Source organism: Pseudomonas sp. HLMP, from assembly GCF_046365545.1.
GTDB classification, from domain to species: Bacteria; Pseudomonadota; Gammaproteobacteria; order Pseudomonadales; family Pseudomonadaceae; genus Aquipseudomonas; species Aquipseudomonas guariconensis_B.
The window spans coordinates 1,223,935-1,237,041 of sequence record NZ_JBDLLR010000001.1; the positions used below are offsets into that span (position 1 = coordinate 1,223,935).

10 protein-coding genes are annotated in these 13,107 nt (G+C 68.3%); 7 read left to right on the forward strand and 3 right to left on the reverse strand.

The genetic code is table 11. The features are described 5' to 3' along the window. Positions 1-68 precede the first annotated feature (68 nt). The 3 genes from tssC to tssA all read right to left on the reverse strand — a co-directional run bounded on the left by tssC (position 69) and on the right by tssA (position 3,199). Complete coding sequence (gene tssC / locus ABFA30_RS05850; RefSeq protein ID WP_253080273.1) at positions 69-1,562, reverse strand: type VI secretion system contractile sheath large subunit; 1,494 nt, start codon at positions 1,560-1,562, stop codon at positions 69-71. An 11-nt stretch (positions 1,563-1,573) separates the two neighbouring features. Beyond that, a complete protein-coding gene (gene tssB / locus ABFA30_RS05855) occupies positions 1,574-2,089 on the reverse strand; it encodes a type VI secretion system contractile sheath small subunit (RefSeq protein WP_225786601.1) in 516 nt (171 codons plus the stop codon). 72 nt (positions 2,090-2,161) lie between these two features. Beyond that, complete coding sequence (tssA, locus tag ABFA30_RS05860) at positions 2,162-3,199, reverse strand: type VI secretion system protein TssA (protein ID WP_410045219.1); 1,038 nt, start codon at positions 3,197-3,199, stop codon at positions 2,162-2,164. Positions 3,200-3,599: 400 nt separating this feature from the next. On the opposite strand from tssA, the gene tagH reads away from it, so the two are divergent. From tagH to ABFA30_RS05895, 7 genes are read left to right on the forward strand one after another with little or no spacing between them, the layout of a single operon-like run. Next, complete coding sequence (tagH, locus tag ABFA30_RS05865) at positions 3,600-5,033, forward strand: type VI secretion system-associated FHA domain protein TagH (RefSeq protein ID WP_410045220.1); 1,434 nt, start codon at positions 3,600-3,602, stop codon at positions 5,031-5,033. A 46-nt stretch (positions 5,034-5,079) separates the two neighbouring features. Next, on the forward strand, positions 5,080-5,568 hold the full coding sequence (tssJ, locus tag ABFA30_RS05870; RefSeq protein ID WP_225786598.1) for a type VI secretion system lipoprotein TssJ: 489 nt from the start codon (positions 5,080-5,082) through the stop codon (positions 5,566-5,568). A gap of 15 nt (positions 5,569-5,583) precedes the next feature. After that, positions 5,584-6,918, forward strand: a complete 1,335-nt coding sequence (tssK, locus tag ABFA30_RS05875) for a type VI secretion system baseplate subunit TssK (RefSeq protein WP_225786597.1) — start codon at positions 5,584-5,586, stop codon at positions 6,916-6,918. Between the two features lie 6 nt (positions 6,919-6,924). Continuing rightward, the gene (locus tag ABFA30_RS05880) at positions 6,925-8,226 is read left to right on the forward strand and encodes a DotU family type VI secretion system protein (RefSeq protein ID WP_410045221.1); all 1,302 of its coding nucleotides are present in this window, start codon (positions 6,925-6,927) and stop codon (positions 8,224-8,226) included. Then, on the forward strand, positions 8,223-11,729 hold the full coding sequence (gene tssM, locus ABFA30_RS05885; protein ID WP_410045222.1) for a type VI secretion system membrane subunit TssM: 3,507 nt from the start codon (positions 8,223-8,225) through the stop codon (positions 11,727-11,729). The genes ABFA30_RS05880 and tssM overlap by 4 nt, the downstream gene beginning before the upstream one ends. Then, positions 11,726-12,388 carry a type VI secretion system-associated protein TagF gene (gene tagF / locus ABFA30_RS05890; protein ID WP_253080269.1) on the forward strand — a complete coding sequence of 221 codons (663 nt, stop codon included), beginning with the start codon at positions 11,726-11,728 and terminating at the stop codon, positions 12,386-12,388. The genes tssM and tagF overlap by 4 nt, the downstream gene beginning before the upstream one ends. Further along, positions 12,385-13,104: a PP2C family protein-serine/threonine phosphatase gene (locus tag ABFA30_RS05895; RefSeq protein WP_225786593.1), complete on the forward strand. Its 720-nt coding sequence runs from the start codon at positions 12,385-12,387 to the stop codon at positions 13,102-13,104. The genes tagF and ABFA30_RS05895 overlap by 4 nt, the downstream gene beginning before the upstream one ends. Positions 13,105-13,107 lie beyond the last annotated feature (3 nt).

Consider the following 13,107-nt stretch of genomic DNA (forward strand, 5'->3'; position numbering starts at 1 on the left):
TTTTGTCGGGGCGGCCTTGCCGCTCTTCGCGGGCAAGGCCGCCCCGACAGGGTTCAGCGCCGTGTCGGTCAGGCACCCTTGGCCGAAGGCAGCTTCGTCACCAGGCGCAGCGACACGGTCAGCCCTTCGAGCTGGTAGTGCGGGCGCAGGTAGAAGCGCGAGTTGTAGTACCCAGGGTTACCTTCGACCTCCTCGACCACCACTTCGGCGGCCGCCAGCGGGTGTTGGGCCTTGGTGGTCTCGGTGGAGTGCGCCGGGTCGCCGTCGACGTAGTTGAGGATCCAGTCCTGCAGCCAGCGCTGCATCTCGTCCTTCTCCTTGAACGAGCCGATCTTGTCGCGGACGATGCACTTGAGGTAGTGGGCGAAACGGCAGGTGGCGAACAGGTACGGCAGGCGCGCGGCCAGGTTGGCGTTGGCGCTGGCGTCCGGGTCGTCGTACTCGGCCGGTTTCTGCAGCGACTGGGCGCCGATGAACGCGGCGAAGTCGGTGTTCTTCTTGTGCAGCAGCGGCATGAAGCCGTTCTTGGCCAGTTCCGCCTCGCGACGGTCGGAAATGGCGATCTCGGTCGGGCACTTCATGTCCACGCCACCGTCGTCGGTGGGGAAGGTGTGCGCCGGCAGGCCCTGCACCTCGCCGCCCGACTCCACGCCTCGGATGCGCGAGCACCAGCCGTAGTGCTTGAACGAACGGTTGATGTTCACCGCCATGGCGTAGGCGGCGTTGGCCCAGGTGTACTTGCTGCTGTCGGCGCCGTCGGTGTCTTCCTCGAAGGCGAAGGCCTCCACCGGGTCGGTCTTGGCGCCATAGGGCAGGCGGGCGAGGAAGCGCGGCATGGTCAGGCCGATGTAGCGCGCGTCTTCCGATTCGCGCAGCGAACGCCAGCCGGCGTATTCCGGGGTGGTGAAGATCTTGGTCAGGTCGCGCGGGTTGGACAGCTCCTGCCACGAGCCCATGCCCATCACGGTCGGCGAGGCGGCGGAGATGAACGGCGCGTGCATGGCCGCGCAGATCTTCGACATCTCGCCGAGCAGCTCGACGTCGGGCGGCGACTGGTCGAAGTAGTAGTCGCCGACCAGGCAGCCGTACGGCTCGCCGCCGAACTGGCCGTACTCCTCTTCGTAGAGCTTCTTGAACACCGGGCTCTGGTCCCAGGCGGTGCCCTTGAACTTCTTCAGGGTCTTGTGCAGGTCGGTCTTGGACACGTTGAGCACGCGGATCTTCAGCTGCTCGTCGCTCTCGGTGTTGTTGACCAGGTAGTGCAGGCCGCGCCAGGCGCTTTCCAACTGCTGGAAGTCCGGGTGATGGATGATCTGGTTGACCTGTGCAGTGAGCTTGGCGTCGATCGCCGCGATGATCGACTCGATCGAGCCGATGGCGTCATCGGACACCAGGTTGGTCTGCGCCAGGGCCTGCTCGGCGAGGGTGCGCACGGCGCTTTCGACCGCCTCTTTGGCGCGCTCGGTCTTGGGCTTGAATTCCTGCATGAGCAGGGCGGCGAACTCGCTGGTCTGCTCGGTGGCCGCCGGCTGGGCTTGGGTTTCGCGCAATGGATCGTTCATGGTCGGTCTCCTCAGGCGCTCGGCTCGTTGTCGGCCGGCTTCGGCGCGCTGGCCAAGGCCTGGAGCAGGGCGGGATCCTTGATGGCTTTCAGGATGATGTCTTCGGCGCCAGTCTTGCCGTCCATGTAGGTCAGCAGGTTGGCCAATTGGGTGCGCGCCTCGAGCAACTGGTTGAGCGCATCGACCTTGCGCGCCACGGCGGCGGGGCTGAAGTCGTCCATGCTCTCGAAGGTGAGGTCCAGGCTCAGGTTGCCGTCGCCGGTCAGTTCGTTGGGTACGTTGAACGCCACCCGGGGCTGCATGGCCTTCAGGCGCGAGTCGAAGTTGTCGACGTCGATCTCCAGGAACTTGCGCTCGGCCACCGCCGGCAGCGGCTCGGCCGGCTTGCCGGCAAGGTCGGCCAGCACGCCCATGACGAAGGGCAACTGGACCTTCTTCTCGGCGCCATACAGCTCGACGTCGTACTCGATTTGCACCCGCGGCGCACGGTTGCGCGCGATGAATTTCTGGGAGCTGTCTTTCGCCACGTTGTTCCTCCTGGTCGCCGGTGCGGCGGCTTCGTTCGTTGCGGGCGTCGGTGATAAGCGGTCCGCGCGGCGTCAGTCGCCTTCGGGGCCGCGCAGGTTCTCGAATTGCGACAGGCCATCGGGGATCAGGTCGCGCACGATGGTCGCGAAATCGGCGTTGACCAGGTTCTTGGCCCGTCGCAGCAGCACCGGCAGCGGGCTCGAGGGCTCGTGGCGGGCGTAGTACTGGAGCAGGCGCTCGAGGCTCTGCACGACGTCCTCGCGGCTGTTCACTTCGCCGGGGCGGGCCGCAGGGCGTGTGGCCTGGGCCGTGGGCAGCGGCGATTCGCCCGGGCTGCCGACCGGCAGTCGTTCGGCGGCGTCGGTCGAGGTGTCGTCGGCCGAGGACGCCGGGCCGTAGTCGGCCAGCACCTGCTGGGCCTGGCGCAGCGGCTGCTTGAGCGCGTCGAGGTCGACGCCGCTGGCCGAGCCGACCTGGTCGCTCACCCGGCGTTCGATGGCCTCGCAGGCCGCGCGAGCCAGGGTCAGGGCCTGGCGGGCCTGTTCCAGCTGTTCGGCGTCGGCATCGCGCAGGGCGGCGGCCAGTTCCTCGACGCTCAACTGCTCGCTGGCGAAGTGCTGCAGGCCTGCGGCATGCAGGGCGGCGCGCAGCGCCACCGGGCCGAAGGCGCGGGAGCGCACCAGCATGCTGTCACGCAGCAGGGCGAGGTTGGTGTCGCAGGTGAGCCCGGCTAGGGCATTGATGCGCACGGTCGGGTCGTTGTCGTCGGCGGCGTCGAGCTGCGGATGCAGGTGCAGCCAGTACTCGTCGAGCAGGTCGCGGATCAGTTCGAGGCTGGCCGCCAGGCCAGGCAGACCATGCAGGGCCAAGTTGGCCTGGACCAGGAAGTGGGTGATGCGCAGGTCCTTGCTGCGTTGCAACAGGGCGGTGCAGGACTGTTCGATGTCGCGCCACTGGGGAGGTTCGGCAGGCTGCACGGCATCGCCCATGACCCGCTCCGGACGGCCCTGTGCATCGCGTTCCAGCTGCAGGAAGTCCGGGTCGTATTCCAGGTCGTCGCCGCAGGGAAAGTCTGCGGAAACAGCGGCAAGCAGCAGCGAGGAGTTCACCAGAAATCGATCTCCATATCGGCCCGTGGCATGGGCTTGTATCGGCGCTGGCAACTTTTGTGAACCAGCGCACAAACTTGTCAAAGAGCATTAAATTGATATCGGAGTGATATCATCTTGGCTCTATTAAAGTTGCGCATTTATGGTTTATTTCCAAAATGCTGTCAAGGTAAGCTACACCTCGGCAAAGAGGGCGGTGATCCGTTTGTCAGGCAGGTTTATCCATTTGTCAGGTGCCATCAATGTGCCTGTTCATTATGATTGAATATATCGACCCTGATTCTATTTAAGGCCTGAAAGCCACGTGATTCAAGGGTTGTGCGCATGATGTGGGGCGAGCTGGGCGGCCCATTCATTTGAGGGTGCGCGCGTTTCATATATATGCATGCAAGGAGGCGTGATGGCACTTTGCCTGACAATAACCAGTTATCACAAGATAACACCGGGACAATGCCCGGAAATGTTGCTTGAAACGGGTGCCATCACCATTGGTCGCGGCGCGGACAATGATTGGGTATTGCCCGATCCGGAGCGACTGGTGTCTTCGTTTCATTGTGTGATCCAGTTCAAAGATGGGCGTTATTATCTGACCGATAACAGCACCAATGGCGTGGAGTTGGTGCATGCCGGTGTACGCCTGCGTCGTGGCAACAGCGAACCGCTGATGGACGGTGAAGTCATCCGCATTGGTGACTATGAAATCCAGGCGCGGATCGATTCGGGGTTTTCCGTCCCCGCCGCCGACCAGCCGAGTGCGCACGGGTTCGAGGCGTTGATGGCCAACCAGGTGGCCGCCTCCGCTCCCCCTGTCGTCCCAGCGCCGGTCGTGGTGCCGCCGGGTGCCTCCAGCCATGACACCCTGCCGGACCTGTTCGACTTCCTCGGCCCCTCCAGCGTGCCGCCCGCCAGCCAGCCGGACCATGTGCCGGCCCAGCAGCATGCCTTCCATCCACCGGAGCCGCTCGCCCCGGCGCCCGCCCCGGCAGCGCCTGCCAGCCCGGGCCTGATCCCTGAAGACTGGGACCTGTTCGGCGGCAGCACGCCGCCTGCGCCCCAGGTCGAGATTGCCCCGGCAACACCTACCGAGCCGCTCGCGCCGCCACCACAATCGCAGCCGCAGCCGCAGCCGCAGCCGCAGCCGCAGCCGCAGCCGCAGCCGCAGCCGCAGCCGCAGCCGCAGCCGCAGCCGCAGCCGCCAGCGCCAGCGCCAGTGCCAGTGCCTACCGCCACGGCGCCCATGGCCGATGGAGCGCTGCTCCAGGCGTTCCTGCGCGGTGCGGGGGTCGAGCACTTGTGCATCGATGGCGGTGATGCCGCAGCGCAGATGGAGGCGATCGGCCGCAGCTACCGGCTGATGGTCGAGGGGCTGATCGACGTGCTGCGCGCGCGCAGCAGCCTCAAGGGTGAGTTCCGCATGCAGCAGACCACCATCGCCCCCGTGCAGAACAACCCACTGAAGTTCGCCCCCAACGCCGACGAAGCCCTGCTGTTGCTGCTGCGCCATGGCAGCCAGGCGTTCATGGCCCCCGACCAGGCGGTGCGTGACAGCTTCGATGACCTGCGTGCCCACCAGCTTGCGGTGATGGCTGGGGTCGAGGCGGCCATCAAGCACCTGCTGACGCGCTTCGAACCGGGCCAGCTGGAGGCTCGCCTGGCACCGCCCGCAGGCCTTGGCAAGTTGTTCGGCGGCTCGCGCCAGGCCCATTGCTGGCAGCAGTTCACCGCGTTGTACAAGCAGATTTCCCAGGAAGCCGAAGACGACTTCCAGGACCTGTTCGGCCGTGAGTTCAGCCGTGCCTACGAGGCCCATAGCGCTCGATTGCAACGCTCCTGAGCCAAGCGCCGGGAAGGAAGAAGACCGATACGTCATGAGGACGAGGATGAATGCAAGAAGACTGATCGCCGCCCTGGTTGCCCTGCTGCTCAGTGGCTGTGGCGGGCAGGGCGGGGTCGAACCCTCGGCCGGCCAAGCGCCAGGCGTCACCCTGTATTTCAGTGCCGCTGCCGGGCTCAACCCTGGCGCCAGCGGCAGCCCGGCACCCGTGCGGGTGCGCATCTACGAACTGAAGAACAGCGCCACCTTCGCCCGGGCCGACTACTTCGCCCTGGCCGAGCGCGCCCAGGCCACCCTTGGCGCCGACCTGCTCGACCAGGACGAAGTGCTGCTGCACCCCGGTGAGCAACTGCGCATCGAGCGCCCATTGGACCCGGCCACGCGCCAGGTCGGCCTGGTGGTCGGCTACCGCGAAATCGACCAGGCCCAATGGCGCAGCGTGCTGCCGGTGCCGCCACGCGACTACCAGATCAGCCTCGATGTGCGCGCCGTGCGCAGCGCCGTGGCCACCCCGCAACCTGAACCTGTGCGCTAGGCAATCGGAGAACCCATGTCCTGGAACAATCGAGTGGTCTGGTCGGAAGGCATGTTCATCACGACCCAGCACTTCCAGCAGCACGACCGTTACCTGGAGAACCTCATCGATGCCCGCAGCCGGCCGTTGTCTGCCGCTGCCTGGGGTTTCTCCGAGCTGCTGATCGACCAGGGCCTGCTGGCCCAGGGCAAGCTGGCGATCCTCAGCGCCCGCGGTCTGCTGCCCGATGGCACGCCGTTCGACATCCCTCGCGACGACCTGCCGCCACCGCCGCTGGAGATCCCCGACGACCTGCGCGACGGCGTGATCCACCTCGGCCTGCCGCTCAAGCGCGCCGGCGCGCGTGACACGGTCGACGACGGCCAGGCCCTGGACGGGGCGCGTTATGTCAGCCGGGTGAGCGAAGTGCGCGACGACAACGCGCCGTTCGAGAACCGTGCGCCGCTGGCCCTGGGCAGCCGCGCCCTGCGCCTGTTGCACAGCGAGGATGGCCTGGGCGAGTACGCCGCGCTGGGCGTGGTGCGCATCCGCGAGAAACGCGCCGACCGCGCCCTGGTGCTCGACGACAGCTACATCCCGCCGCTGCTCGACGTGAGCGCCAACGACCTGCTGTCGGGCTTTCGCAGCGAGCTGCTGGGCCTGCTGCACCAGCGCGGCGAGGCGCTGGCCGGGCGGGTGGTGGCCTCGGCCAACGGCGGAGCCTCGGAAATCGCCGACTTCATGCTGCTGCAACTGGTCAACCGCGCCCAGCCGCTGTTCGAGCACCTCAACCAGCTCAGCCCGTTGCACCCCGAGCGGCTGTACAGCGAACTGCTCGCCCTGGCCGGCGAGTTCTCCACGTTCTGCAGCGAAGGCCGCCGCCCGGCCAGCTACCCGGTATACCAGCACGACGACCTGGCGGCGACCTTCGCCCCGGTGATGGCGGCGCTGCGCGAAGCCCTGTCGATGCTGATCGACAGCAAGGCGGTGGCGATCCCGATCGTCGAGAAGGCCTATGGCATCCACGTGGCCATGCTCGCCGACCGCAGCCTGCTGGACAGCGCCAGCTTCGTCCTCGTGGTGCGCGCCGACGTGCCCAGCGAAACCCTGCGCAGCCGTTTCGGCCAGCAGAGCAAGATCGGCTCGGTGGAGCACATCCGCGACCTGGTCAACCTGCAGTTGCCGGGCATCGGCCTGTTGCCGCTGCCGGTGGCGCCACGGCAGATCCCGTTCCATGCCGGCTCGACCTACTTCGAGCTCGACCGTGGCAGCGAACACTGGAAGCAGTTGCAGCACTCCGGGGGCTTCGCCTTCTACGTCGCCGGCGAGTTCCCTGGCCTGAACCTGGCCTTCTGGGCCATTCGAGGATAAACCGCGATGCAGCCCGACGATCCGCAGGCCAACGACCGTACCCAGTTCATGCCGCGCCCTGGCGGGCGCGGCCCGCAGCCGGCCGCACCGGCCGCGGCGGCGCCGCTGAACGTGCCCGCCGAGCCACTGGCGCCGGGCCAGGCCGAGGGCCTCAATCCCCTGGAGCAGGCCGCTGGCCCGCTGCTGGCGCTGCTCACCCGTCTGCGCAACACCATCGCCCACCCCGCGCCGGCCAGCCTGCGCGCGCAACTGCTGGCCTACCTGCGCCAGTTCGAAGAGCGTGCCGAGGCCGCCGGGGTGCCGCGCAACGAGGTGCTGCTGGCGCGCTACGCCCTGTGCACGGCGCTCGACGAGGCGGTGCTCAGCACGCCCTGGGGCAGCGGTAGCGACTGGGGCAAGCAGAGCCTGCTGATCACCGTGCACAACGAGGCCTGGGGTGGCGAGAAGGTGTTCCAACTGCTCGAACACTGCCTGCAAAGCCCGCGCGAGCGGCTCAACCTGCTGGAGCTGCTGTACCTGTGCACGAGCCTGGGCTTCGAAGGCCGCTACCGGGTCATGAACGGTGGTCGCGCCCAGCTCGAGGCCCTGCGCGAGCGCACCGCGGCGGCCATTCGGGGGGCCCGTGGCGAGATCGAGCGCGAGCTGGCGCCGCACTGGCGTGGGGTCAGCGTGGCGCGTGACCGGTTGGCCCAGTTCGTGCCGCCCTGGGTCGGCCTGGCGGTGGCCCTGGCGCTGTTGCTGCTGGTGCTGTTCGGCCTGCGCCTGAAGCTGGCCGCTGACGCCGAACCGGTGTTCCGGGGTATCCACGCCCTGGGCGAGATCCCGGTGCAGGCCATGGACCGCCCGGTGGTGCAGCCCAAGCCGGTGGAACGCCCGCGTCTGGCCGGCCTGCTGGTCGAGGATATCCGGGCCGGACGGGTCGCGGTGGAAGATGCGGTGGACCGTTCGGTGGTGACCATCCGGGGGGATGAATTGTTCGCCTCCGCCAGCGCCAGCATCAAGGGCGACTTCCAGCCGTTGATGCTGCGCATCGCCGAGGCCATCGCCAAGGTCAAGGGCAACGTGCGCGTGACCGGCCACAGCGACAACCGGCCGATCGCCACGATCCGCTTCCCATCCAACTGGGCGTTGTCCCAGGCCCGTGCCGAGGAGGTGCGCCAGCTCCTCGCCGCGCGCACCGGCCAACCCGGGCGCTTCAGCGCCCAGGGCCTGAGCGACACCGAGCCGCTGGCCTCCAACGACACCGCGCAGGGCCGGGCGAAGAATCGCCGGGTAGAGATCACCGTTCTGGCGGAGGGCGTCGAGTGAAGGCGTTTTTCAGTTTTGTCATTCGCTGGGTGATCCCGGTACTGGGCCTGCTGGCCCTGAGCCTGATCATCTGGTTCGTCGGCCCGCTGCTCGACTGGCTGGTGCCGGCCGCACCGCGCTGGGCGCTGATCGTCCTGCTGTTCGCGGCGTGGATCGCCTACCGTGTCTGGCGCATCGTCCAGGCCCGTCGCCAGGCAGCCAAGGTGATGGAAAGCCTGGCCGCCGAGACCGCCCCAGACCCGGCCAGCGTAGCCACCGCCGAGGAGCTGGCGACCCTGCGCCAGCGCATGGACGAGGCCCTGGCCCTGCTGAAGAAAGCGCGCCTGGGCGGCGACGAGCGGCGCAACCTGTACGAGCTGCCGTGGTACGTGATCATCGGCCCGCCCGGCTCGGGCAAGACCACCGCGCTGGTCAACTCCGGCCTGCACTTCCCCCTGGCGGCGCAGATGGGCGCCGGGGCGATCCGGGGCGTAGGCGGCACGCGCAACTGCGACTGGTGGTTCACCGACCAGGCTGTGCTGCTCGACACCGCCGGGCGCTACACCACCCAGGACAGCCATGCCCAGGTGGACAAGGCGGCCTGGCTGGGCTTTCTCGACCTGCTCAAGAGCCAGCGCTCGCGTCGGCCGATCGATGGCGCGTTCATCGCCATCAGCCTGTCCGACCTGCTGCTGTGCAGCGATGCCGAGCGCGCCGCCCACGCCGTGGCGATCCGCACGCGTATCCAGGAGCTGTACACCCAGTTGGGCGTGCGCTTCCCGATCTACCTGATGCTGACCAAGCTCGACCTGCTGCCGGGCTTCATGGAGTTCTTCGACAACCTGGGCAAGGAAGAACGTGCTCAGGTCTGGGGCATGACCTTCCCCCTGGACGACGGCCAGCAAGGCGATGGCCCGCTGGCCCAGTTCAGCGGCGAGTTCGCCTTGCTCGAGCAGCGTCTCAACCAGCGCCTGGTCGAGCGCCTGCAACAGGAGCGCGATCCAGCCCGGCGTGACCTGGTGTACGGTTTCGTCCAGCAGTTCGCCGCCCTGCGCGGCAACCTGCAGGTGTTCCTCGACGGCGTCTTCAAGCCCAATGCCTTCGAAGAGCGCGCGCTGCTGCGCGGGGTGTACTTCACCAGCGGAACCCAGGAAGGCAGCCCGATCGACCGGCTGATCGGCAGCATGGCCCAGAGCATGGGCCTGGACCGTGCGCAGTTGGCGCGCCAGAGCGGCACCGGGCGCAGCTATTTCATCGAGCGGCTGTTCACCGCCGTGGCGTTCGCCGAGCGCGGCCTGGTCGGCTGCGACCCCAAGGTCGAGCGGCGGCGCAAGTGGATCGCCCGTGGCGCCCTGGCCCTGAGCGTGGCCCTGGTACTGGTGGTCGGCACCCTGTGGACCCTGAGCTACCGGGCCAACCAGGCCTACATCGCCGAGGTGGACAACCGCCTCAAGCCCCTGGGCCGCAGCGTCCAGGAACTGAGCCCGGCCCAGCGCGAGGTCATCGAGGTGCTGCCGCTGCTCAACGCCGTGCGCCGCCTGGCCGACGACCCGCCGGCCTGGGCCGAGGGCCTGGGGCTGTACCAGGGCGACATGCTCGAAGGCGAGTCGGCCAGCGTCTACCGCAAGCTGCTGATCGCCATTTTCGCCCCGCGCCTGGTCACCCGCATCGAGGAGCAGCTGTATGCCGGCGGCCCCTCCGACTACCTCTACGAGGGCCTGAAGGCCTACCTGATGCTGGCCGACGGCGAACACTACGACGCCGAGTTCATCAAGGCCTGGATCAGCCTCGACTGGGAGCGCAACCTGCCCCGCGACTTGGCGCCCGACCAGCGCCAGGCCCTCGACCAGCACCTGCAGGCGCTGTTCGAGCGGCGCCCGCCCAATGCCCGGCTGGACCAGCGCCTGATCGACGACACGCGCCGCCAGTTGCAACAGCTGCCGGTAGCCCAGCGCGTCTACGACCGGGTCAAGCGCCAGAAGCTACCGTCCGGGGTCGTCGATTTTCGCATCAGCGAGGCCGCCGGGCGCGACGCTGCTCTGGTGTTCCGGCGCAAGAGCGGCAAGCCGCTGGACGAACCGCTCCCAGGGCTGTTCACCGTCGAGGGTTACCGCAAGGCCTTCCTCGCCGCCAGCCTGGCCCACAGCACGACCCTGGCCGAGGAACGCTGGGTGCTTGGCCGCGAAGTGGGTGAGGCGGGCGATGCCAAGCGCCTGGCCGATGACGTGCGCCAGCTGTTCTACCAGGACTACATCCGCCACTGGGATGCCCTGCTGGCGGACCTGGACTTCGTGCCCATCACCAGCGTCGGCCAGGCTGCCGACGTGCTGCGCGTGCTGTCTGGCCCCACTTCGCCCTTGAAGAAACTGCTCCAGGCGGTGGCCAGGGAAACCGACCTGCAACAACCGGCCACCCTCGACCAGGCCCAGGCCAAGGTCGAGCAGGCCGGGGTCGACCAGCTACGCCAGCGCCTCGGCGGCCTGCTCGGCGATACGCCGGTGCCCGGCGAGCGCCAGGCAACGCGCGAGGTCGACCCGGTGACCGCGCACTTCGCCGAACTGGCGGCCCTGGCCGACGGCGGCGAGGGCGAGCCCGCCGCGCTCGACGGCCTGCTCAGCGACCTCAACGCCTTGTACGTGCAGGTCAGCGCCATGGTCGGCGCCAGCGGCGAGGCCCTGCTGGGCGAGGCCAAGAACCAGGTCCAGGCTGCCTCCCAGCGTGTGTCCCTGGGCGCGGCGCGCCAGCCGAAGGTGGTCCAGGAACTGGTCGGCTCGGTGGTCGGCTCGACCAACGCGATCGTCATGGGCGGGGTGCGCAACCAGCTCAACGCGGCCTGGACCAGCGAGGTGGTGAGCGTCTATCGCCAGTCGTTGAGTGGCCGCTACCCGCTGTCAGCCGGCAGCCCACGCGACGCGACCCTGGAAGACTTCGGCCAGTTCTTCGGCGTCGGCGGGGTGATGGACAACTACTTCCAGAAGTACCTGCAACCCTACGTCAACACCGCCACCTCGCCGTGGAGCTGGCAGCCGGGCGCGGCGCAGAAGCTTGGCATCAGCTCGAACGTGCTGCACACCTTCCAGCGTGCCGCGGCGATCCGCGACGCCTTCTTCCGCAGCGGCGGCGGGCTGCGCCCTGGGGTGCGCTTCGAACTCAAACCGGTAGCCATGGATGCCTCGATCACCCAGTTCTTGCTCGACCTCGACGGCCAGCAGGTCAGCTACGACCACGGCCCGAGCCGCCCGGTGGCGCTGCAGTGGCCCAACCCCAACAGCATCGGCGTGGTGCGCCTGTCGATCTCGCCGCCATTGGCCAATGGCCGCTCCGGGATGACCCTGGAAGGGCCTTGGGCCTGGTTCCGCCTGCTCGACCAGTCCGACCTGGTGGCGGGCGGCTCGCCGGAGCGCTTCAACCTGCGCCTGCGCGTGGATGGGGCCAGCGTGTCCTACGAGCTGCGTGCCAGCAGTGCCTTCAACCCGTTCCGCAGCCGTGTGCTCAGCGGTTTCAGCCTGCCGGAGCGCCTGTGAACGACGTGGGGTTCTACGGAAAGCTGGCCTGCCGTGGCGACTTCGTCAGCCGTGGCCTGCCGACGAGTTTCATCCAGCCTTGGGACCAGTGGCTGGCCGCCGGGATCCAGGCCAGCCAGCGCCAGCTCGGCGAGCAGTGGTTGCAGGCCTACCTGGTCAGCCCCCTGTGGCGCTTTGCGCTGGCGCCGGGGGTGTGCGGGCCCCAGGCCGTGGTCGGCGTGCTGATGCCGAGCATCGACCGGGTGGGCCGGTACTTCCCGCTGACCGTGGCGCAGGTGCTGGAGCCAGGGCAACGGCTCGCCGCGGCCGTGGGCGGGGGCGAGGCGTGGTTCGAGGAGGTCGAGGCCACGTTGCTGGCCACGCTCGAGCCCGATGCCGCTTTCGACGCCTTCGCGGCGGCCTTGCAGCCTTTTCGCGACACCCGGCCGCTGCCCCAGGCGATGCCTGCGCGGCTGACGGTGGGGGGCCTGCAACGGCTGGACGCGACCACGCCCGAAGGCCGCGCCCTGGCCCTGGCCGAGTGCGCCTGCGAGGGCATGAGCCTGTGGTGGGGCAGGGGCTCGGAGCGTATCGCTCCTGGCTTGATGCGCTGTGCCGGCTTGCCGCGCAGCGAGGATTTCGCCGGGTTTCTCCTGGGTAGCGAGGCAGATTTCGGATGACCGCCATGCATTACACCGCGGCCAGTTACAGCCATACCGGCATGGTGCGCCGGATCAACGAAGACGCCTGCCTGGAGCTCACCGCCGATGGCCTGTGGGCGGTGGCCGACGGCATGGGCGGTCATGCCGCTGGCGACTACGTCAGCAGCCTGACCGTCGACAGCCTGCGCCGCCTGCCGCCGTGCCAGGGCCTGGAAGAGTGCGCCCAGGCGGTGCGTGACAGCCTCGCCCGGGTCAACCGTGCGGTGCGCGACGAAACCGTTCGCCGTGGGGTGGCGATGATGGGCAGCACCGTGGTGGTGCTGGCCGTGCGCGGCGACCAGGGCATCGGCCTGTGGGCCGGCGACAGCCGCCTGTACCGCCTGCGCGATGGCCGCATCGAGCGCCTGTCCCACGATCACAGTTACGTCCAGGAACTGCAGGACAGCGGCCTGCTCAACGAGGCCGAGGCCCGTGTGCACCCGCGCGGCAACATCGTCACCCGTGCCATCGGTGTCGAGGACCGGCTGGAGTTGCAGGCGGTCGCGCTGCAGGTGCTGCCCGGCGACACCTACCTGTTGTGCAGCGATGGCCTGACCAAGACCGCCGAGGACCACGAGATCGGCGACGTGCTCGGCCACGCCGACCCCTACCAGGTGGTGCGCGGCCTGGTGCACCTGGGGTTGACCCGTGGCGCTCCCGACAACATCACCGCCGTGGTCGTCAAGGCCGGCTGAAGA

What these genes read in the sequence shown, in the direction of transcription:
- tssC (WP_253080273.1), bottom strand. Translation starts at nt 1,562, where the DNA reads ATGAACGATCCATTGCGCGAAACCCAAGCCCAGCCGGCGGCCACCGAG.
- tagH (WP_410045220.1), top strand. Translation starts at nt 3,600, where the DNA reads ATGGCACTTTGCCTGACAATAACCAGTTATCACAAGATAACACCGGGA.
- tssJ (WP_225786598.1), top strand. Translation starts at nt 5,080, where the DNA reads ATGAATGCAAGAAGACTGATCGCCGCCCTGGTTGCCCTGCTGCTCAGT.
- tssK (WP_225786597.1), top strand. Translation starts at nt 5,584, where the DNA reads ATGTCCTGGAACAATCGAGTGGTCTGGTCGGAAGGCATGTTCATCACG.
- ABFA30_RS05880 (WP_410045221.1), top strand. Translation starts at nt 6,925, where the DNA reads ATGCAGCCCGACGATCCGCAGGCCAACGACCGTACCCAGTTCATGCCG.
- ABFA30_RS05895 (WP_225786593.1), top strand. Translation starts at nt 12,385, where the DNA reads ATGACCGCCATGCATTACACCGCGGCCAGTTACAGCCATACCGGCATG.